Raw genomic sequence first — 21172 nt, forward strand, 5'->3', positions numbered from 1 at the left:
GATGGTCGATTCAGGCGCCTTTGCGTAGACTGTCCTTCATCGTGAACTCCCGAAACGACATGAACCTCGAACGAAGCGACTCCTCGCCGGTGCCCGCGGCCAGGGTGAAAGCCGCGCGCCCGGGTGCTCGCCGTTGGTCGCGTCGACGCGGTGTGGTGAGTGTCTTCAGCGCCCTCGCTGTGGTCGGATTCGCCGGAGCACTCGTCGCACCGACCGGAGTGGCACTGGCGGACCCCACCCCGACCGACTCGCCCGACTCGGCTTACTCGTTGGCTCTCGCCGATACCCAGAACCTCGCGGTCACCGTGAGCGGTGCGGCGATCACGCCGATCGAGCGCGGCACCTTCGAGGTGTACGTGAAGCCGAAGCCCAAGCCGAAGCCCGCTCCCACGGTCGCGTCCAGCTCGAACGGCGGGTCGTCCGGCGGATCGTCGCTGCCCCCGTACTCGGGAGGCGGAGCACCCGCCGAGTGGATGGCTGCCGCCGGGATCGCCCAGAGCGACTGGCAGTACGTCGACTACATCGTCTCGCGTGAGAGCGGTTGGAATCCCAACGCCACGAATCAGTCGTCGGGCGCGTGCGGCCTGGTTCAGGCACTGCCCTGCAGCAAGGTGCCGGGCAACGGCTACAACCCGGTCGACAACCTGCGGTGGGCGACGGGGTACGCCACGGGACGGTACGGCAGCTGGGCCGGCGCCTACAACTTCTGGACCAACAACCACTGGTGGTGAGCAGGCGCCATGCCACGCTCACGCAGACGCCCTCCGGCGCGCCCGGAACCCGAGGACGCGTTCGACAGGTTGCTCGCCGGCTGGAAGCGCACAGAGACGCGCCGCGGCACGGAGTGGACCGTGCAGCCGGTGTCTGCCGTGCAGGCACAGAAGGCGTACGTGTGCCCGGGCTGTGGCGGACAGATCGTGATCGGCACGGCGCACCTCGTGACCTGGCGCGCCGACGGAGTGCTGGGCGACGCGGCGGACCTCGCCGCGCGTAGACATTGGCACACACACTGCTGGAGGATGGCGTGAGCATGGAGATCCGAGGACCGTTGGAGCTTCCGGCGCAGCGCGAGGACATCGAGCTGACGACCGCGGACGGGCTCACGCTCGTCGGCGAGCTCGCCGTGCCGCAGGAGACCGCACCGGTGGCGACGCTCGTGACGCTGCACCCGTTGCCCACCGCGGGCGGCTTCATGGACTCCCACATCATCCGTAAGTCAGCGGCGCGCCTGCCTGCTCTCGCCGACCTCGCGGTCCTGCGCTTCAACACCCGCGGAACGACATCGCCGCGCGGGACCAGCGATGGCGCGTTCGACGGCGGTGCCGCCGAGCAGTTCGACGTGGCGGCGGCGATGGATTTCGTCCGTGACCGCGCCTTGCCGAATCCCTGGCTCGTCGGATGGTCGTTCGGTACGGAGCTCGCCCTCAAGTACGGTCGCGACCATGACATCGCCGGCATCATCCTGCTCTCCCCGCCCTTGCACCGCGCGACGGACGCGGAAGTCGCTGCCTGGGGTGCGGTCGACGTGCCCGTGGTGATCCTGGTGCCGGAACTCGACGACTACCTGCGTCCGGACGAGGCACGTGAACGGTTCGCGTCGATCCCGCACGCGAATCTGATCGCCGTGGACGGCGGCAAGCATCTGTGGGTCGGGGAGACGCAGACCCGGCGCGTGCTCACCGAGATCGTGGCGGCAGTGAACCCGTCGGCGCTCCCGCTGGCGACGCACTGGCCCGAGGCCGACTGAGCCCTTCGCCTCGCCTCAGAGCTCGTTCATGCGGGGGATGAGCACCTGACGGTAGATGATCAGGATGCTCGCGGCGACGGGGATCGCGATGAGCGCCCCCAGCAGCCCGAGCAGGCTTCCTCCGGCGAGTGCGGCGACGACCACGACAGCTCCCGGAACGGAGACCGCACGACTCATGATGCGCGGGGAGATCACGTACGCCTCGATCTGCATGTAGATCAAGTAGTAAATGGCAGCGGCGATCGCGATTCCCGGCGAGCCGAGTCCGGGGATGAGACACACGAGCACGATGATCGTCGAGCCGGTCAGGGTGCCGACGAGCGGGATCAGCGAGAAGAAGAACGCGATGATCGCGAGGACCGTGGGGAACGGCGCATTGATGATGGAGAGGAAGATGGCGCTCAGGACGCCGTTGAGCACACCCTGGGAGACCTGGCCCATCACGTAGTAGCCGACCGAGTCGGTGATCTGCTCGGAGAGATCGATGAACCGATCGCGCTTCGAGGCCGGGGCGAGCTGGTAGACGGCGCGCTTGAGGGAGGGGGTCGACGCGGTCAGGTAGATCGTCAGGATGAGCACGATGAACGCCCCGAAGAGTCCACTGAGGACGGCGCCGCTCGCGACGAGGACCCCTTGGCCGATCGAGCCGCCGATCTCGGCCAGGTTCGTCGTGAGCCATTCCGTCACGTAGGTGAAGACGTCATCGACGAGCAGGTTGGGGAACGTGGCCTGCATCCACTCCTTGAGATCGGGGATCAGGTTCCCGCGTGAGACGATCGCCGAGATCTGTGCGATGAGCTGAGAGATCTGGTCCACCAGCACGGGGAGGATGATCAGGACGATCCCGCTGAACACGGCGAGGACAGCGACGATGGTCACCAGCACGGCGAGCCACCGGGGGAGTTTGCGGCGTTCGAGGAACGAAACCAGCGGATCCAGGCCCAGGCTGAGGAAGAGAGCGGTGCCGACGTACAGGAGCACAGTGGAGAGCGTCTGCACGCTGCTGATCAGCAGGATCCCCAACCCCACTCCGAGCGTCGCCACCAGCGCGGTGCGGAAGGGATTGTGGATCTTCATCTGTGGACTCCTCGAAACGGCTGCAGCAAGGCTACCGAGCGGGAGCCTCGAGCAGCGGGCGACGTGCCGTTTCCTGCCCGCACTGCACCTCCTCGTGGGCAACACACAGCTGATTTCGCTAGTCTGAAATGTCGAGTGTTGCGTCGCGGGCAGATGCCGGTGATGCGTGAGGAGACTATTCGTGCGTTTCGTATGGGCCGTGGTGGCCTTCGTGCTGGCCGCGGTGCTGATCGGGGCGGGGATCGCCCAGCGCACCATATTCATGGGGCCCGACTCGCAGCAGACGCAGGTCGAGATCGATGAGCCCGCACCGTTCGTGCTGCTGGATGGCGACGTCCTGCGGACGAACCCGGGTGCGCAGAAGCTGATCGTCCGCGGCCAGGGAGACATCTTCAGCAGCTACGGCCGGACCGCCGACATGGAGGCCTGGCTGGCTGACTCCGACTACAACCGGGTGACGGTGGACGACGAGGGCGAGTTGTCGGTCGAGCACGTCACGGCTCCCGAGGACCCGGACTCGACGGACGCCGGTGAGGACGCGGGCGAAGGGGCGACCGAGGAACCCGCAGGCCGCGACCCGCGAGGGTCCGACTTGTGGCTGGACTCCTTCGAGGATGAGAACCTCCTCACCGTCGACAAGATCCAGTTGCCCGAGGGAACGAGCACGTTGATCGCCTACGACGGCACGCTCGACGCGCCCGACCAGATCACGGTCTCCTGGCCGTTGGACACGAAGACGCCTCTGGCAGGGCCGCTGATGGTCGCCGGTGGCATCGTGCTGCTGATCGGACTCATCCTGTACGTGCTCGGGATCCGCCATCAGCGGCGAGGTCGCGGCCCTCGTCGCAAGGGTCCCGGCCCGCTTCCGGCGACCGAGCCGATCGACGTCGCCGCGCTTCCACCTGCGGAGCGCGCAGCACTCGAAGCCGGGAACGATACATCGGAATCTCAGACTTCCGTCGACGGGGCATCGGACGGCGGGACCGAGGATGCGGAGATCGTGGACGATCACAAGGGAACAGACTCGAAGAACGCCATGCGTGCGGCGCACCCGATGCGGCGGCGTCGGATGCTGGCACTCCCGGCACTCGGTCTGACGGCCGTCCTCGCTGGGGGATGCTCGGCGGACTCCTGGCCCCAGTTCGACGGCGCTTCGACGTCTCCGTCGCCGAGCCCGACGGTGATCGCCCCCGAGAACCAGAAGCCGCCCGCCGTGACGGAGTCGCAGGCCAAGCGCATCCTGCAGTCCGCGTCCGAGACCGTCGCCGAAGCGGACTCCGCGCTCGACCTCGACCTCGCGACCACTCGTCTCGACGGCCCCGCACTCGCCGCGCGGACCACGGAGTATGCACTGCGGTCGAAGATCGCGGACATGGCGCTGCCCGCAGCCATCCCGACCGACGACTTCGAGGTGGTGCTCCCCGAGGCCACCGACCGCTGGCCCCGCACGGTCCTCATGCTGTCGAAGAGCACCGGTGACGACACCGTGCCCCCGGTCCTCCTCATGATGACGCAGGCGGACCCGTGGTCGAACTACCGGATCAGCAACATGGCGGAGATGTCGGCGGATGCTGTGTTCCCCGACGTCGCCGCCACCTGGCTCGGCACCTCTCTCGTGCCGTCCGATTCCGCCTTCCTGACGCTTCCACCGGCTGAGCTCGCTCCGGCTTTCGCCGATGTCGTCGATGCCGGGGAGAAGAGCGAGTACTACGGTCTGTTCGACGACCTCGCGTTGAATCTCGCGACCTCGATCACCGACAGCAGGCAGGCCGTCGTGAAGAACCTCGCCGACAAGGGGGCGTCAGAGACGTCGAAGGCAGCCTTCGACATGTCCCCGACGACCGCCGAGCCCATCTCGATGACCACTCTCGACAGTGGTGCGATCGTCGCCGTGTCTCTCACCGACAAGGAGACCGTGACTCCGACGTCGTCGGATGTGGTGATCCGATTCGGTGACAACGCCGAGGCCAAGGCGCTGACGGGGGCGACCGAGTCCGCGAAGGGCGTCGAGACGACGTACGAGTTCCAGCTGTTCTTCTCGGTCCCCGCACAGGGATCGACGGAACAGATCCGACTCCTGGCAGTCCACCAGGACCTCCTCTCCGTGAAGGTGATCAAGTGAGTGAAATCTCCCCGGCCGCGCTGCGTGGCGCGGTGGACCTTTCGAGCCTCCGCAATCGGCCGGCATCGCCGTCCGAGAGCACGGCTACGCCCGGCGTCGTCGATGTCGTGGTCGACGCCACCGATGAGACGTTCGGCCAGATCCTCGAGCTCTCGCGCACGGTGCCGGTCGTCGTCGACCTGTGGGCGGAGTGGTGCGGTCCGTGCAAGCAGCTCAGCCCGATCATCGAGAAGGTGACCCGCGAACTCGACGGTCGCGTCCTGTTGGCGAAGGTCGATGTCGATGCGAACCCGCAGCTCGCGCAGAGCTTCCGGGCGCAGTCGATCCCGATGGTGGTCGCGTTGATCGCCGGGCAGCCCGTGCCGATGTTCACCGGTGCGGTGCCGGAGCAGCAGGTGCGAGAGGTCTTTGCCCAGCTGTTGCAGGTCGCCGCACAGAACGGTGTCACCGGCACTCTCGCGGTCGAGGAGACGGCGGCTGCTGACGCACCGAGTGCACCGGAGGAGCCGGAGCTTCCGCCGCTGCACGCCGAGGCCTTCGCCGCGATCGAGGTCGGAGACTACGCCGCCGCGATCCGCGCGTACGAGAAGGCACTGGCCGAGAACCCGCGCGATGAGGAAGCTCTCGCCGGACTGGGACAGGTGCGCCTTCTCGATCGTGTGCAAGGGCTCGATCTGCAGGTGGCCCGTGCGGCGGCCGCCGAGCGTCCGCTCGATGTCCAGGCGCAGTTCGACGTCGCGGATCTCGACCTTTCGGGAGGCCACGTCGACGATGCGTTCGGTCGACTGCTCGACCTCTTCGCGCAGCTGCCCTCCGATGAGCGCACTCCTGTCAGGGAGCGCCTGGTCGAGTTGTTCGGACTCATCGGGGCAGCCGACCCGCGCGTGGTCTCCGCCCGCAACCGGCTCTCTTCGCTGCTCTTCTAGGGAAGACGGGAGCCGGTCGGGTGCACTGTCACCCGTGACTCACGGTGGGCACGTGCGGCTCGGGCTGATGGCGCAGCCAGAGCGTCGAGAGCGCGGGTAGCGTCACCGCCGCGGTGGGAGCGGCGCCCTCGTCCGCGCTCGCGAAGGCCATGCCGAGGTTTCCCGAGCCTCGGCCGCCGTACTCGGCGGCGTCTGTATTGAGCACCTCCTGCCACACCCCTTCCCGGGGGAGCTCGAGGCGATAGCCGGCGTGCTCGACGCCCGCGAAGTTGCTGACCACGACCAAGCGTCCTCCGTGGTCGTCGCGCCGCTCGAAGGCGATCACGGACGGATCCCAGTTCGGCGCACCGAGTCGATGGAAGGAGGACCCGTCGTTGTCGCGCGCCCAGAGCGGTGCCTGTGCGCGATAGGTCCGGTTCATCGCGCCCACGAAATCCTGCAACTGCAGATGCGAGGGCTGGTCGAGAAGCCACCAATCGAGTCCGCGACTCTCCGACCACTCGGCGAGCTGACCGAACTCCTGTCCCATGAACAGGAGCTTCTTGCCCGGATGCCCCCACATGTATGCGAGGTACGCGCGGGTGTTGGCGAGCTTGTGCCAGTGATCGCCCGGCATCTTCGTGAGCAGGCTCCCCTTGCCGTGCACGACCTCGTCGTGGCTGATCGGCAGCAGGTAGTTCTCGCCGAAGGCATAGACGAACGAGAATGTCATCTCGCCCTCATGATGCGAGCGGTACATGGGATCGCGTGAGATGTACTGGAGCGAGTCGTTCATCCACCCCATGTTCCACTTGAAGCCGAACCCGAGCCCCGCGTGATCGGTGGGGGCGGTGACGCCCGGGAAGCTCGTGGATTCCTCGGCGATCATCATGATCCCCGGATGCAGGCGGTAGGCGGTGGCGTTGACCTCCTGCAAGAACCGGATCGCTTCGAGGTTCTCGCGTCCGCCGTGGATGTTGGGCTCCCATTGGCCGGCCTCGCGGGAGTAGTCGAGGTAGAGCATCGAAGCGACCGCGTCGACCCGCAGCCCGTCGACATGGAACTCTCTGAGCCAGTAGAGAGCGTTGGCGACCAGGAATCCTCGGACCTCGGGGCGTCCGTAGTCGAAGATGAGCGTTCCCCAGTCCTGGTGTTCGCCGCGGCGCGGATCAGGGTGCTCGTACAGCGGCTGACCGTCGAAGCGGGCGAGGGCGAACGCGTCCTTCGGGAAGTGCCCCGGCACCCAGTCCATGATGACGCCGATACCGGCCTGATGCAGACGATCGATCAGGTAGCGCAGATCGTCAGGGCTGCCGAACCGGCTCGTCGGCGCGTAGTACCCGCTCACCTGGTAGCCCCAGGAGCCGCCGAACGGATGCTCGGCCAGGGGCATGAATTCGACATGGGTGAACCCTGCCGCCGTCACATGCTCGATCAGCGGACCCGCGAGCTCGCGATACCCGAGTCCGGCACGCCAGGATCCGACGTGGAGTTCGTAGATCGAGAGTGGCTGCGCGACGGCATGCGTTGCCGCACGCCGGGTCATCCACGCACCGTCGGACCAGGCATAGGACGAGGAGGTCACCACGGAGGCGGTGTCCGGAGGAACCTCGGCGGCGAGCGCCATCGGGTCGGCCTTGAGGATCCATGCCCCGTCACGCGTACGGATCTGGTACTTGTACCGGGTGCCGACCGACAGGTCCGGGATGAAGAGCTCCCAGACTCCGCTCACCCCCATCGAACGCATCGCGTGGGCTTCGCCGTTCCAGTCGTTGTGGTCACCCACCACGCGCACCGCGGTGGCGTTGGGCGCCCAGACGGCGAAGGAGACTCCCGGCTCGCCCTCCGCGGTTCGGGGGTGCGCCCCCAGCGCCTCCCAGAGGCGTTCGTGACGCCCCTCGGCGATCAGATGCAGGTCGAGGTCGCCGAGGGTGGGACGGTGCCGATAGGGATCGCCCACGACGGTTTCCGCGTGATCGGCGTAGCGCGTCGCGACCCGGTAGGGGAGAGGGGGACCGACGTGCTGCCCCTCCCAGATGCCGTGCGCGGCGTGGGAGAGCTCGAGTCTGGTGCCATCATCGAAGACGGCGGCGACCTCCGACGCGAGCGGGCGTCGGACGCGGATGACGGTCACCGTCCGGTCGGCGGCGTCCTGGTGGGCATGTGCGCCGAGCACGGAATGCGGATCATGGTGGGTGGCCGAGGAGACCGCCTCCCATTCGATGGATGCGGCGACGTCTTCCGCGTAGCTCATGATCGCTCCCTCACCTTCAGGATGTGGACCGGCTCGGCGAAGGCGTCGAGTCGTACGTAGTTGTGGTCGCTCCAGGTCCAGATCGCGCCGGTGAGTAGGTCCTCGACCTCGAACGGGTGGCCGAGGGGAACACCCCACCGGGTGGTGTCGAGGTGGACGGTGGTCTCCCGCACCGAATGCGGGTCGACGTTGGCGACCACGATGATTGTGTCCGCGTGCCCGCTCCCGGTGAACGGCGCCGCGAGGTGCTTGCTGTAGACGAGGACGGCGTCGTCGTCGCTCCAGTGGGTCGAGAAGTTGCGGAGCTGACGCAGCGCCGGGTGGGCGGCGCGGACTTCGTTGAGCCTGCGCAGCAACGGCGCGAGTGACTCCCCGCGAGCCTCGGCCCCGTTCCAGTCGCGGAACTTGTACTCGTACTTCTCGTTGTCGATGTTCTCCTCGGAACCCGGACGGGCGACGTTCTCGAAGAGCTCGTAGCCGGCGTACACGCCGTAGATCGGTCCTGCCGTGGCCGCGATGCAGGCACGGACCCGGTAGGCGGCCCGACCGCCGAACTGCAGATACTCGGTCAGGATGTCGTGGGTGTTCACGAAGAGGTTCGGGCGCATGTAGTCGGCGGTCTCGTGCGAGACCGAGGTGAGGAACTCCTCGAGCTCCGCTTTCGTGTTCCGCCAGGTGAAGTAGCTGTAGCTCTGCTGGAACCCCACAGCGGCGAGGGCGCGCATCACCGCAGGACGGGTGAACGCCTCCGCGAGGAAGATCACGTCCGGATCGACCGCGTTGACCTCCGCGATCAGCCACTCCCAGAACTGCAGAGGCTTGGTGTGCGGGTTGTCGACCCGGAAGATCTTCACCCCCTGCGCGACCCAGTGCTGAACCACCCGGAGCATCTCCGCCGAGATCCCCGCAGGGTCGTTGTCGAAGTTGAGCGGGTAGATGTCCTGGTACTTCTTCGGCGGGTTCTCCGCGTACGCGATGCTGCCGTCGGGCAGCGTGGTGAACCACTCCGGGTGCTGCCTGACCCAGGGGTGGTCGGGGGAGGCCTGCAGTGCGAGATCGAGCGCGATCTCGAGGCCCTCTTTCCGCGCGGCGCGGACGAAGGCCCGGAAGTCCGCGAGAGTGCCGAGGTCGGGGTGGATCGCGTCGTGGCCGCCCTCTTCCGCACCGATGGCATACGGCGATCCCGGGTCGCCCTGCTCCGCCGTGAGGGTGTTGTTGCGCCCCTTCCGGTTCGTGATGCCGATCGGGTGGATCGGTACGAGGTAGACCACATCGAAGCCCATCGCCGCGACTTCCGGGAGGCGCTTCGTCGCTGTGCGGAACGTCCCGCTCCGCACCGTCCCGTCCCTCAACCGCTTGGCGCCTTCGGAGCGCGGGAAGAACTCGTACCAGGCCCCGACTCCTGCGGCGAGCCGATCGACGACGAGATTCTGCTCGGTGGTGGCGGAGCGGATCGCCGTGACAGGCCGGGCGCGGAAGATCTCCGTCAGCTGGGGGTCCGCGGCGAGGGCCGCGGTCACCGCGCCGTCGCCGCTCCGCAGTGACTCGGCGTCTGTGAGCAGCCGTCGTCGCTGCGCGGCCGGGCGGTCCTTCTCCGCGGCGGCGCGCTCGAGCAGTTCGGCACCCAGGGCCGCCATCACGGGGACGTCGACGCCCGCGGCGACCTTCAACGCCGCCGCGTGGGCCCAGGTCGCGAAGTCATCGGCGAACGCCTCGAAGCGGTAGCGCCAGGTGCCCTGCTCATCGAGCGCAACGTCTGCCGACCACGTGTCGGTGCCGTCGTGACGAGGGGAGAGTCTGTGGAGCGTCTCTTCCCCGGAGGGCGACGTGAGGCGGAGATGCACACCGATGATGTCGTGGCCCTCGCGGAAGGAAACCACGTGGAAGGGGACGACTTCGCCGACGAAGGCCTTGGCGGGAAAACCACCGGGGACCGCGGGCGAGGGGTCGAGCAGCGGGAGCCGGGTCGTACGCAACGCACCGGGGAGGTCTACGTGCCCGGGCGCGCGCGCCGGGATCTGAGCGGGGCTCCGGAGAGCCGAGGACCGAGTACCAGCACGTGCAGCCACATCCCGAATCTACCGCGCGGACGTGATCGCGGGTAGCGCGCCGTGGGGTGCGTCGGAGCCGGGTGTCATTCGACCCGGAACAACCTCATCGACGTGCCCGATACGGGCAGGACGTCTCCGGGGACGAAGACCTCCTCGTCGTCGGAGGGACGCTCCTGCGCACTCGACCACAACGAGACGAAGCGCGTCGCATCCTCGATCTCCTCCGGGAGACGCACGTCGATCGGTGACTCGGTTCCGTGCACGATGAGCAGGATGCGGTTGTACGCCTCGGCGTCAGGAGTGGATGCCGCGACGTACTGCAGGGTGCGGTTGCCGGGATCCGCCCATTGGCTCTGCTCCATCGTCTCGCCGTTCTGGTCGTACCAGTCCATGACGGAGGCGTTCGGGATGTGTTCCCCCAGTCGGGCATAGCGACTGGGACGGAGCGCGGGGTTCTCCTGCCGCAGACGGGTCAGGCGGGAGACATGCGCGCGCAGATCCTCCTGCCACGGTTCGAACTCCCACCCGAGCCACGTGAGGGCGGAGTCCTGCGCGTAGGCGTTGTTGTTGCCGCGCTGTGTGCGCCCGACCTCGTCGCCGGCCGTGAGCATCGGCACGCCCGCGGACAGCAGGAGGGTGCCGAGGAGGTTGCGCATGGCCTTGCGCCGCGCGGCCAGGATCGTCGGGTCGTCCGTCGGGCCTTCGATCCCGTGGTTGAACGCGCGGTTCATGTCGGCGCCGTCGCGGTTGTGCTCCCCGTTGGCCTCGTTGTGCTTCACGTCATAGGAGACGAGGTCGTGCAGGGTGAAACCGTCGTGCGCGGTGATGAAGTTCACGCTGGCGAGGGGACCGCGCTCCTCGCTGAACGTGTTCGAGGAGCCGGCGAGCCGCGTCGCGAACCCACCGATCCCCACCGGTGCTGAGGCGCGACGCGCGTAGTCGATGTCGCTCAGCCAGAAGTTGCGCACGCGGTCGCGGTAGCGGTCGTTCCATTCCTGCCAGCCGGTCGGGAAGTTGCCCGTCTGCCAGCCGCCGAGTCCGACGTCCCACGGCTCGGCGATGAGCTTGGTGTCCGCCAGGATCGGGTCGTTCGCGATGGCAGCGAGGAGCGGATGATCGGGCGTGTAGGTGTGCGTGCTGTCCCGCGCGATCGCGGTCGCGAGGTCGAAACGGAAGCCGTCGATCTGCATCTCCTGCGCCCAGTAGCGGAGGGAATCGAGAACGAGCCTCGCACCGGCGTCGGTGGCCGTGTTCAGAGTATTTCCGCACCCTGTGGTGTCGATGTAGACCCCGGACTCGTCCTGTCGGTAGTAGGAGGCGTTGTCGATGCCGCGCAGGCTCGAGCGGGGGCCGCCGATGCCTTCTTCCGACGTGTGGTTGTAAACGACGTCGAGGATCACCTCGAGACCGGCTTCATGCAGCAGCCTGACCATGCCCTTGAACTCGGCGAGCACGGCCTCGGGGCCCTCCTTGCGGGCCTCCTCGGTGGCGTAGGCCGTGTGCGGGGTGAAGAAGTTCAGGGTGTTGTAGCCCCAGTAATTGGTGAGGCCACGCTCGAGCAGGCGGGGCTCCGGCACGAAGGCATGCACCGGCAGCAGCTCGATCGACGTGATCCCGAGCGAGTGGAAGTACTCGATCATCGCGGGGTGCGCGAGACCGGCGTAGGTGCCGTGCAGAGCAGGAGGAACGTCGGGGTGACGCTTGGTGAGCCCTTTGAGGTGGCCCTCGTAGATGACCGTGCGATCCAGGGGCACGCGGGGCTTCTGCGAGTCGCCCCAGTCGAAGCCGTCGACGATCACGACCGAGCGCCACTCCTCGTATCCGTCGCCCTGAGCGAGGCCGCGGGCGTAGGGGTCGAGGAGGAGGGTCTCCGGGTTGAAGGTGTTCCCGGGCCCGTGCGGCCCTCCGACCCGGATGGCGTATCGCACGCCGGGCTGCAACAGCTCCGTCGTGATCTCCCAGACACCGCCGGGGCGGCGCTCGAGTTCCAGCTCATCCGTCGCCCAGTCGAGGTCGGTGGCGTCGAACACCACGAGCTCGACGGAGGAGGCGTTCTGCGACCAAACGCGCAGCGTGCCGACGCCGTCATGGAGACGGACACCGAGGTGGTCGAGAGTGGAGCCGCCGGGCACGGCGAGGGCAGGGGACACGGGCATGAGTACACACTAGAGGCGATGTGTCGCCGTCTCATCTCCGGGCGTACCGGGTTCCACGCCCACACGCCCCGACCGAGGCCGATTCGCGAGAGAATCGAGGGATGCGGCACTATCTCGATCATGCGGCGACCACGCCTCTGCGCCCGGAGGCGCGCGCCGCGTGGCTCGATGCCTCCGAGACTGTGGGCAACGCGTCGTCGACACATGGGGCAGGACAGGACGCTCGGCGTCTGCTCGAGGAGTCGCGCGAGCGTGTCGCCGCGGTGTTGGGCGCCGATCCCATCGAGATCGTGTTCACTTCGGGTGGTACCGAATCGATCAATCTGGCACTGCAGGGGATGTGGCGATCCCGCGCGACCGGGACAGCGGCGGTCGTGATGCCGGAGGCGGAGCACCACGCCACGATGGACACCGTCTCCGCTCTCCTCGACGACGGCGCCGAGTTGCGTCGGGTGCCGGTCAACGCCCACGCGCGCATAGACCCCGAGGAATTCGCCGCACGCCTTCCCGGTGCCGCCCTCGCGACGGCCCTCGTCGCGAACAACGAAGCGGGCACGATCAACCCGGCCGCGATGCTCGCCCACCATGCGGCGATCGCGCGCGTGCCGCTCCACCTCGACGCCGTGGCCGCGCTCGGCCATGTTCCGGTGTCTTTCCGCTCGATGCGTGGCGATGCCGCCGACGGTGTCGGACTCGTGGCGATGAGCCTGGCCGGCCACAAGATCGGCGCGCCCGTGGGAGTCGGAGTCCTCGTCGCTGCCCGCACCGCACGGATCACGGCGCTGTTGCGCGGCGGTGCCCAGCAACGCGGGCTCCGGGCCGGGACGCAAGACGTCCCCGGAGCTGCGGCGTTCGCCACCGCGGTCGAACTCGCCGAGACCGAGCGCGAACAGGAGGCCGCACGATTGGCCGGACTCCGCGAACGCCTCATCACGGGAATCCGCTCCGCCGTGCCCTCCGCCGTGCTCCTCGGTGACCCGATCGAGCGTCTGCCCGGCAACGCGCACGTGCTCTTCCCCGGTGCCGTGGGGGAGAGCCTGCTGTTCCTTCTCGACGTGGCCGGGGTCGCCGCATCCACAGGATCCGCGTGTCAGGCAGGGGTCGCCGAGCCCTCACACGTCGTGATGGCGATGGGGCGGAGCGAGCGGGAGGCGCGCAGTGTGCTGCGGTTCTCCCTGGGGCGCACGTCGACGGCCACGGATGTCGATGCGGTACTCGCCGTCATCGCCGATGCCTACGCCCGCGCATCCGGCGCCGGCACAGGCACACGCTCGTAGACTGTTCTCATGCGGATACTTGCGGCGATGAGCGGTGGAGTCGATTCCGCCGTTGCAGCCGCCAGGGCTGTGGAGGCGGGACACGACGTCGTCGGTGTGCATCTGGCTCTCTCCCGCGCCGGGGGCACGCTGCGAACCGGTAGCCGTGGATGCTGCACGATCGAAGACGCTCTCGATGCACGCCGGGCTGCCGACGTGCTCGGCATCCCCTTCTACGTCTGGGACTTCTCGGAGCGCTTCCGCGACGACGTGATCGAGGACTTCATCGCGGAGTATCAGGCGGGCCGCACACCCAACCCCTGCATGCGTTGCAACGAGAAGATCAAGTTCGCCGCGCTTCTGGAAAGAGCCATCGAGCTCGGGTTCGACGCCGTGTGCACGGGCCACTACGCCACACTCATCGACGGCGAGCAGGGGCTGGAACTGCACCGTGCCTCGGACAACGCCAAGGATCAGTCGTATGTGCTGGGCGTCTTGACCGCCGAGCAACTCGCTCACACATACTTCCCGCTCGGCACGACGCCGTCGAAGGCGATCGTGCGCGCGGAGGCGGAGTCGCGTGGGCTGAGCGTCGCGCAGAAGCCCGACAGCCATGACATCTGCTTCATCCCCGACGGCGACACCCGCGGCTGGCTGGCGGAGAAGGTCGGCACCGCCACGGGCGAGATCGTCGATCGCAGTGGTGAGGTCGTCGGATCGCACGAGGGCGCCCACGCATTCACAGTAGGACAGCGTCGCGGACTCAAGCTCGGCATCCCCGCCCCGGACGGCAAGCCTCGGTTCGTCCTCGAGGTCCGGCCGGTGTCGAACACGGTCGTCGTCGGTCCGAAGGAAGCGTTGGCGATCGCGGAGATCGCGGGGGAGCGCTTCAGCTGGGCGGGCGCCGCACCCACCGAATCCGCGTTCGAATGCCACGTCCAGATCCGCGCCCACGCAGAACCGGTTCCCGCGCAGGCCGAGGTTTCGGACACCGGCGTCCGCGTCGTCCCGGACGTCCCGCTCGACGGGGTGGCACCGGGGCAGACGGCGGTGCTCTATGTCGGCACCCGCGTTCTCGGACAGTTCACGATCGACACCACGGTCTCGGCGGTTCCGGTCGGCGCGTAGACGTTTCCGGTGTCGGTGCCCACTCATAGACTGTCGAGGTGCCGGAGAACATCTCGCTGGAAGACGCCCGAACCGAAGCCGAGGAGCTGACCACCCGCATCCTCGATGCGAAAGAGGCCTACTACGGCCGAGACACCTCGCTCGTCGACGATTTCACGTATGACGGGTGGATGCACCGGCTCGAAGAACTCGAGAGGCTTCATCCCGAGCTTCAGGGACAGGACTCGCCCACGCAGATGGTCGGAGCCGCCGAGGCCACAGGGCTCGCGACCATCGAGCACGCCGAGCGCATGCTCAGCCTCGACAACGTGTTCTCCGTCGACGAACTGAGGGACTGGGCGGCGAAGACCGAAGCCGCGGCCGGCCGTCGCGTCGCATGGCTCACCGAACTGAAGATCGATGGCCTCGCGATCAACCTCCGGTACGAGAACGGAGTCCTGACCTCCGCGGCAACGCGTGGTGATGGACGAGTGGGGGAGGTCGTCACCGAGAACGCGCTGCGCCTTCCAGAGATCCCTTATCGTCTGAGCGGCGAGGGACACCCCGAGATCGTCGAGGTGCGCGGTGAGGTGTTCATCCCGGTCGCGGCCTTCGAACGTCTCAATGCCGCGCAGGCGAGCTACCGCGATCGCGCCTACGCCGATGCTCTCGCGAAGTGGGAGGCGCGGGGCGGGGTCAAGAAGCCCTTCGACGAAGAGAAGGCGCGCACCGCCGCCGCGCGACGCTTCCCGTCCTTCGCGAATCCACGGAACGCGGCCAGTGGAGGGCTCCGTCAGCAGATCGACAAGAAGAACGGGCTCGAGCTCGAAGCGGGGCTTCTGCGCATCGAGTCCCTGTCGCTCTACGTGCACGGTGTCGGCGCGTGGACGAATCCTCCCGTCGCAGCGCAGAGCGAGGTGTACGAGTTGCTCGCCGGATGGGGACTGCCGACGAGCCCGCACACGAAGGTCTGCGGCACGATCGACGACGTCGTCGCGTTCGTCGAGTACTTCGGCGAGCATCGGCATGACATCGAGCATGAGCTCGACGGCATCGTGGTCAAGGTCGACGAGCTCGAGCTGCACGCTGAACTCGGAGCCACGAGTCGTGCGCCGAGGTGGGCGATCGCCTACAAGTACCCGCCGGAAGAGGTGCAGACCACGCTGCTCGACATCGTGGTGTCGGTCGGTCGTACAGGTCGTGCGACTCCCTTCGCCGTCATGGCGCCGGCGCACGTCGCCGGTTCCGTGGTGCGTCAGGCCACGCTGCACAACAAGGACGTGGTCAAAGCCAAGGGCGTGCTGATCGGCGACACCGTCGTGCTCCGCAAAGCCGGTGATGTCATCCCCGAGGTTCTCGGACCCGTGGTCGAGAGACGAGACGGCACGGAGCGCGAGTTCGTGATGCCCGTCGAATGCCCCGAGTGCGGCACACCTCTTCGGGCGATGAAGGAGGGCGACATCGACCTGAGGTGCCCGAACGCCCGTTCCTGCCCCGCACAGGTCCGCGGTCGCGTCGAGCACATCGGCTCGCGCGGGGCACTCGATGTCGAAGCTCTCGGTGAGGTCACCGCAGCCGCGTTGACGCAGCCGACCTCACCGGCGATCCCGCCTCTCGAGACGGAGGCGGGCCTGTTCGCCCTCACCCTCGAACAACTCGTGCCGATCGAACTCTTCGTGCGCGATGCCGAGACCGGGCTTCCGAAGGAGGATGACGACGGGGTCGTCAAGACGCGTGCTCCCTTCCGCAGGAATCCGACCCCGGCTGAGAGGAAGTCCGGTCTCGAGGGGCCGCAGCCCTCCTCGCAGGCGTTGACACTCCTCGCTGAGCTCGAGAAGGCGAAGACGAAGGACTTGTGGCGTCTGCTCGTGTCGCTGAACATCCGTCACGTCGGCCCGGTCGCGGCGCGCGCACTCGCCCAGTGGTTCGGTTCTCTCGACGCGATCCGCGCTGCGACGCGGGACGAACTCGCCGCCGTGGAGGGGGTCGGGGGGATCATCGCGGATTCGGTCCTCGACTGGTTCGAGATCGACTGGCACCAGGAGATCGTGCAGCAGTGGGCGGACGCCGGTGTGCAGTGGTCTACGCCCGGTCACCCAGGTCCGGGTGGTGCGGTTCCCGCCGGCGGCGTGCTGGAAGGCCTGACCATCGTCGCCACCGGCTCGCTCGACGGATACACCCGGGAGGGCGCTCAGGAGGCCATCATCAAGGCGGGGGGCAAGGCGGCATCCAGCGTCTCGAAGAAGACGGACTTCGTCGCTGCCGGGCCGGGTGCCGGGTCGAAGCTGGCGAAGGCCGAAGAGCTCGGACTCCGGATTCTCGACGCAGCCCAGTTCCACGTGCTGGTGACGGAAGGACCGGGGGCGCTTCCCCCGGCAAGCGAGGGTTCGTGAAGCGATACGGTCCGCTGATCGTCGTCCCGGATGCGCTGGCCGTCGGCGACCCCGGCCGCCATCACCTTCGGCTGACGCCGGAGGCGGTGATGATCCGGGCGGGTGTCGAGAGCCGAAGCATCCTGCCGTGGGCGAGCGTCGAACGAGTCGCGCTCGACGTGCCGACCACCAGGTTTCGTCTGCCGGGTCTGGTCGGCACGCTGGTGCTCGGTGCCGTGACCGCGGCGATGCTGAGCGACCCCGGAGTCGAACCCGAAGACGGTACCGCGACCCTCACGGTCGACGGTGAGAACACCACCGTGCCGTTGAGTCGTCATCATGTCGGCGGATACTGGGCTCCGAGCGTCGCGGGGGCGCACCGCCTGATCGCCCATCTCATCGCGCACCCCGAACGGCGTGCACTGCTCGAGCATCCGGAACGGTTAATCGACGTGGCGGCGCAGCTCGCGCGCGGAACAAGTTAACCCGCACCGCGCGCGACGACGCGTCAGCCCTTGTGGCGGGGCTTGCGGTACGGCTTCTCGTCGCGGTTGTCGCGTGCCGGACGGTCGCCGTGGTCGCGTCGTTCGAACTTGCCACCGTCGCGCGGAGCAGTGCGCCGGGCGCCGCCGGGGCCACGATCGGGCTTGATTTCGATCAGGCGACCGGAGATACGCGTGTCGCGGAGCTTCTCCAGGACGGCGGGGTCGAGATTGGAAGGCAGCTCGACGATCGAGAAATCGGGGCGGATGTTGATGGCTCCGAAATCATCTCGACCCAGCCCGCCTTCGTTCGCGAGGGCGCCGACGATCTGGCGGGGCTCGACACGGTGGCGGCGTCCGACCTCGATGCGGTACGCCGCATAGTCGCCGCGGCTGCGGCGTTCGGTGCGAGGCTCACGCGAGTCGCGGGCGGTGCGCTCCCGAGGCGGACGGTTGTCCGCCTCGACCGCCTTCGAGAGAGGGTCGTTCGCGGGGTCGAGGAGCAGTGGCTTGTCGCCCTGAGCGACGACGGCCAGGGCAGCGGCCACGTCTCCCTCCGGAACGTCGTGGTGGCGGACATAGTGGGCGACGATGTCGCGGAACGCCTCGATCCGTCCGGTCTCCGAGAGTGCGGTGGTGATCGCGTCGTCGAAGCGGTTCAGACGCGTGGTGTTCACGTCCTCCGTGCTCGGCAGCTGCATCTGGGTCGGCTGCTGACGGGTCGCCTTCTCGATGTGCTTGAGCAGGTAGCGCTCACGCGGTGTGATGAAGCTGATGGCGTCGCCCGAGCGTCCCGCCCGACCCGTGCGACCGATGCGGTGCACGTACGACTCGGTGTCGGTGGGGATGTCGAAGTTCACGACGTGGCTGATGCGCTCGACGTCGAGCCCGCGCGCAGCCACGTCGGTGGCGACGAGGATGTCGAGCTTGCCGTCCTTGAGCTGGTTCACGCTGCGCTCACGCTGCACCTGGGGGACATCGCCGTTGATCGCTGCTGCGGAGTAGCCGCGGGCGCGGAGTTTCTCGGCGAGCGTCTCGGTCTCGTTCTTGGTGCGGACGAAGACGATCATCCCGTCGAAGTTCTCGACTTCGAGGATCCGGGTGAGAGCGTCGACCTTCTGCGCGTAAGACACCACGAGGTAGCGCTGGGTGATGTTGGTGCCGGTGGCGGTCTTGGACTTGATGCTGATCTCTTCCGGCTCACGCAGATACTTCTGCGCGAGGCGGCGGATCTGCGGGGGCATCGTCGCCGAGAACAGGGCGACCTGCTTCTCTTCGGGAGTCTGCGCGAGGATCTGCTCCACGTCTTCGGCGAAGCCCATCTTCAGCATCTCGTCGGCTTCGTCGAGCACGAGGTACTGGAGCTGGGACAGGTCGAGAGTGCCCTTCGCGAGGTGGTCCATGATGCGGCCGGGCGTGCCGACGATGACGTGGACGCCGCGACGCAGCGCCGACAGCTGAACGCCGTAGCCCTGTCCGCCGTAGACGGGGAGGACGTGGACGCCCTTCATCTTGGAGGCATAGGACTCGAAGGCCTCGCAGACCTGGAGCGCGAGTTCGCGGGTGGGCGCGAGCACGAGTGCTTGCGGGGTCTTCTGCGAGACGTCGAGGCGCTCGAGGACGGGAAGCGCGAAGGCCGCGGTCTTTCCGGTTCCGGTCTGCGCCATCCCGACGACATCGCGTCCGGCCAGGAGCGTGGGAATGGTGGCCGCCTGGATGGGCGACGGGGTCTCATAGCCGAGATCCTTGATGGCTTTGAGGACGGGCCCGGTGATGCCGAGCTCCTCGAATCCGGGGGTCGCGGGGGAGTCCTCGGGGGCGTCGGTCAGCACTGCATCTTCAGGGGTCACTTCCCAAGGGTAGCGCGCCGCGATGCTCGGCGCCTGTGAGGGCGGCCTCAGACGCCGGTGGTCAGTGAGATCAGCCGCTCCTTCACCTGGCGTCGGAGCACCTTTCCGATCAGGGACTTGGGCAGTTCGTCGACCACGAAGACGCGACGGGGCACCTTGTACGGAGTCAAGATGCTGCGCGCGAAGTCACGGATCTCCTCGACATCGACATCGGTTCCGGGGTCCACGACGATCGCAGCGACGACCTCTTCGCCCGAATGCTCGCTCGGCAGACCTACGACCGCTGCATCGGCGACCTTCGGGTGCTGGCGCAGGACGTTCTCGACCTCGGTGGGAGCGACGTTGAAGCCACCCGTGATGATGAGTTCCTTGATCCGATCGACGATCCGTACGAAGCCGGCGTCGTCGATCGTGACGATGTCGCCCGTGCGGTACCAGCCGTCGACGAAGACGGCTTCGGTCTCCTCGGGCTTGCCGTAGTAGCCCGAGAAGACCTGCGGCCCGCGCACGACGAGTTCGCCGGCCGCCCCGGCTTCGACGTCGTGGCGGGGGTTCTCCGGGTCGACGACGCGACACTCCGTCCCTGGAAGGGGGAGCCCGACGGTGCCGGGCACACGGTTGTCGGCGACCGGGTTCGCCATGAGGACGGGCGAGCACTCGCTGAGCCCGTAGCCCTCGACGAGGTAGCCGTTGGTCGCCTCTTCGAAGGGGACCACCAGCTCATGCGGCAGTGCCATCGCGCCGGAGATCGCGACCTCTATGCCGTCGAGCGACACGTCCTTCGCCTTTGCCGCAGCGAGAAGACGGTCGGCGATCGGCGGCACGAGCGGCAGGAAGGTCGCGGGGTGCTTCTTGACGACGTCGAGGACGAGGTCGGGATCGAACTTCGGGAAGAGAACGAGTCGTGCACCCATCGACATCGCGAACGTGAGACACAGGGTGAGGCCGTAGGCGTGGAACATCGGCAGCACGGCGTAGACGACGCAGCCGTTCCCGCGTTCGATCGACGGTACCCAGGCTTGCGCCTGGGCAGCGTTCGCGAGCAGGTTGCGATGGGTGAGGGCTGCGCCCTTCGGCGTTCCGGTGGTTCCGGACGTGTACTGGATGATCGCGAGGTCGTCAGTTCCCGGTCTCGGATGCGATTCCGGGATCGGAGCCGCCGCGAGCAACGTCTCCCAGGCGACCGCCCCGCGGACCTTCTCGGTCAACGCTGCACGGGATTCGCGCGCCTTCGCCACGGGAAGTCGCAGAGCGACGCGGGTGAGGAATGGCATGGCCCTCGTCACATCGACGGCGATGAGGTTCGTCACGGCAAGATCCGCGGGGAACTCCTGCACGGTGGGGACGACCTTGTTCCACACGATCGCGTGCTTCGCACCGTGGTCCTCGAACTGCTTGCGCAACTCTCGCGGCGTGTAGAGGGGGTTATGTTCGACGACCACAGCACCGAGACGGAGGACGGCGTAGAACGCGATGATGTGCTGCGGGCAGTTGGGCAGCACGATCGCGACCGGGTCGCCGGCGCGGACGCCCAGGTCGCGCAGTCCCGTCGCGGCGCGGTCGATCGCGGTCTGCAGCTGCGCATATGTCGTCTCCCGCCCGAAGAACTGGAGGGCGGGTGCGTCCGGGTAGTCGCGGGCCGACGCGGTGACGATGTCCACGAGAGATCCGTCGACGGGAGGCAGGTCTTCCGGGACGCCTGCGGCGTAGCTGGCGATCCACGGGCGAGGGGGCTGGAACGTGCTCACCCGCCCAGCATATGTCGAGTCGCTCGTCGGGACGGAGGACCGGGG

General features: G+C 67.7%; 15 protein-coding genes. 9 read left to right on the forward strand and 6 right to left on the reverse strand.

Annotated elements, in window-relative coordinates:
• Nucleotides 1-41 precede the first annotated feature (41 nt).
• From LRQ07_RS08220 to LRQ07_RS08230, 3 genes are read left to right on the forward strand one after another with little or no spacing between them, the layout of a single operon-like run.
• Nucleotides 42-731, forward strand: coding sequence for a transglycosylase SLT domain-containing protein (locus tag LRQ07_RS08220; protein WP_231555052.1), 690 nt, complete (start codon nt 42-44; stop codon nt 729-731).
• A 9-nt stretch (nt 732-740) separates the two neighbouring features.
• On the forward strand, nt 741-1028 hold the full coding sequence (locus tag LRQ07_RS08225) for a hypothetical protein (RefSeq protein WP_153244010.1): 288 nt from the start codon (nt 741-743) through the stop codon (nt 1026-1028).
• A gap of 2 nt (nt 1029-1030) precedes the next feature.
• Nucleotides 1031-1747: an alpha/beta hydrolase gene (locus LRQ07_RS08230; RefSeq protein WP_047523351.1), complete on the forward strand. Its 717-nt coding sequence runs from the start codon at nt 1031-1033 to the stop codon at nt 1745-1747.
• A gap of 15 nt (nt 1748-1762) precedes the next feature.
• Here LRQ07_RS08230 and LRQ07_RS08235 read toward each other — a convergent pair whose 3' ends face one another.
• Complete coding sequence (locus LRQ07_RS08235; RefSeq protein WP_047523349.1) at nt 1763-2824, reverse strand: AI-2E family transporter; 1062 nt, start codon at nt 2822-2824, stop codon at nt 1763-1765.
• A gap of 181 nt (nt 2825-3005) precedes the next feature.
• Here LRQ07_RS08235 and LRQ07_RS08240 point away from each other — a divergent pair, with 181 nt between their 5' ends.
• Entirely contained in the window at nt 3006-4946 is a 1941-nt protein-coding gene (locus LRQ07_RS08240; RefSeq protein WP_256536362.1) for a glycosyl transferase, read from the forward strand.
• On the forward strand, nt 4943-5872 hold the full coding sequence (locus LRQ07_RS08245) for a tetratricopeptide repeat protein (protein ID WP_256536363.1): 930 nt from the start codon (nt 4943-4945) through the stop codon (nt 5870-5872). The genes LRQ07_RS08240 and LRQ07_RS08245 overlap by 4 nt, the downstream gene beginning before the upstream one ends.
• Nucleotides 5873-5900: 28 nt before the next feature.
• Here LRQ07_RS08245 and glgB read toward each other — a convergent pair whose 3' ends face one another.
• From glgB to glgX, 3 genes are all read right to left on the reverse strand, one after another.
• Entirely contained in the window at nt 5901-8105 is a 2205-nt protein-coding gene (glgB, locus tag LRQ07_RS08250) for a 1,4-alpha-glucan branching protein GlgB (protein ID WP_256536364.1), read from the reverse strand.
• Nucleotides 8102-10174 carry a maltotransferase domain-containing protein gene (locus LRQ07_RS08255; protein ID WP_413775537.1) on the reverse strand — a complete coding sequence of 691 codons (2073 nt, stop codon included), beginning with the start codon at nt 10172-10174 and terminating at the stop codon, nt 8102-8104. Before LRQ07_RS08255 ends, glgB begins: the two co-directional genes overlap by 4 nt.
• A 65-nt stretch (nt 10175-10239) precedes the next feature.
• The gene (glgX, locus tag LRQ07_RS08260) at nt 10240-12312 is read right to left on the reverse strand and encodes a glycogen debranching protein GlgX (protein WP_256536365.1); all 2073 of its coding nucleotides are present in this window, start codon (nt 12310-12312) and stop codon (nt 10240-10242) included.
• A 101-nt stretch (nt 12313-12413) separates the two neighbouring features.
• Here glgX and LRQ07_RS08265 point away from each other — a divergent pair, with 101 nt between their 5' ends.
• From LRQ07_RS08265 to LRQ07_RS08280, 4 genes are read left to right on the forward strand one after another with little or no spacing between them, the layout of a single operon-like run.
• On the forward strand, nt 12414-13589 hold the full coding sequence (locus LRQ07_RS08265) for a cysteine desulfurase family protein (RefSeq protein WP_256536366.1): 1176 nt from the start codon (nt 12414-12416) through the stop codon (nt 13587-13589).
• Nucleotides 13590-13598: 9 nt separating this feature from the next.
• Entirely contained in the window at nt 13599-14696 is a 1098-nt protein-coding gene (gene mnmA, locus LRQ07_RS08270; protein ID WP_256536367.1) for a tRNA 2-thiouridine(34) synthase MnmA, read from the forward strand.
• 38 nt (nt 14697-14734) lie between these two features.
• Nucleotides 14735-17068: an NAD-dependent DNA ligase LigA gene (gene ligA / locus LRQ07_RS08275; protein WP_232761896.1), complete on the forward strand. Its 2334-nt coding sequence runs from the start codon at nt 14735-14737 to the stop codon at nt 17066-17068.
• Entirely contained in the window at nt 17065-17532 is a 468-nt protein-coding gene (locus tag LRQ07_RS08280) for a hypothetical protein (protein WP_256536368.1), read from the forward strand. The genes ligA and LRQ07_RS08280 overlap by 4 nt, the downstream gene beginning before the upstream one ends.
• A gap of 23 nt (nt 17533-17555) precedes the next feature.
• Here LRQ07_RS08280 and LRQ07_RS08285 read toward each other — a convergent pair whose 3' ends face one another.
• The gene (locus LRQ07_RS08285) at nt 17556-19379 is read right to left on the reverse strand and encodes a DEAD/DEAH box helicase (protein ID WP_413775538.1); all 1824 of its coding nucleotides are present in this window, start codon (nt 19377-19379) and stop codon (nt 17556-17558) included.
• 47 nt (nt 19380-19426) lie between these two features.
• A complete protein-coding gene (locus LRQ07_RS08290) occupies nt 19427-21127 on the reverse strand; it encodes a long-chain-fatty-acid--CoA ligase (protein ID WP_256536369.1) in 1701 nt (566 codons plus the stop codon).
• Nucleotides 21128-21172 lie beyond the last annotated feature (45 nt).

Source organism: Microbacterium sp. J1-1, assembly GCF_024498615.1.
Lineage (GTDB): Bacteria > Actinomycetota > Actinomycetes > Actinomycetales > Microbacteriaceae > Microbacterium > Microbacterium aurugineum.

What these genes read in the sequence shown, in the direction of transcription:
- glgB (WP_256536364.1), bottom strand. Translation starts at nt 8,105, where the DNA reads ATGAGCTACGCGGAAGACGTCGCCGCATCCATCGAATGGGAGGCGGTC.
- mnmA (WP_256536367.1), top strand. Translation starts at nt 13,599, where the DNA reads ATGCGGATACTTGCGGCGATGAGCGGTGGAGTCGATTCCGCCGTTGCA.
- glgX (WP_256536365.1), bottom strand. Translation starts at nt 12,312, where the DNA reads ATGCCCGTGTCCCCTGCCCTCGCCGTGCCCGGCGGCTCCACTCTCGAC.
- LRQ07_RS08225 (WP_153244010.1), top strand. Translation starts at nt 741, where the DNA reads ATGCCACGCTCACGCAGACGCCCTCCGGCGCGCCCGGAACCCGAGGAC.
- LRQ07_RS08235 (WP_047523349.1), bottom strand. Translation starts at nt 2,824, where the DNA reads ATGAAGATCCACAATCCCTTCCGCACCGCGCTGGTGGCGACGCTCGGA.
- LRQ07_RS08265 (WP_256536366.1), top strand. Translation starts at nt 12,414, where the DNA reads ATGCGGCACTATCTCGATCATGCGGCGACCACGCCTCTGCGCCCGGAG.
- LRQ07_RS08230 (WP_047523351.1), top strand. Translation starts at nt 1,031, where the DNA reads ATGGAGATCCGAGGACCGTTGGAGCTTCCGGCGCAGCGCGAGGACATC.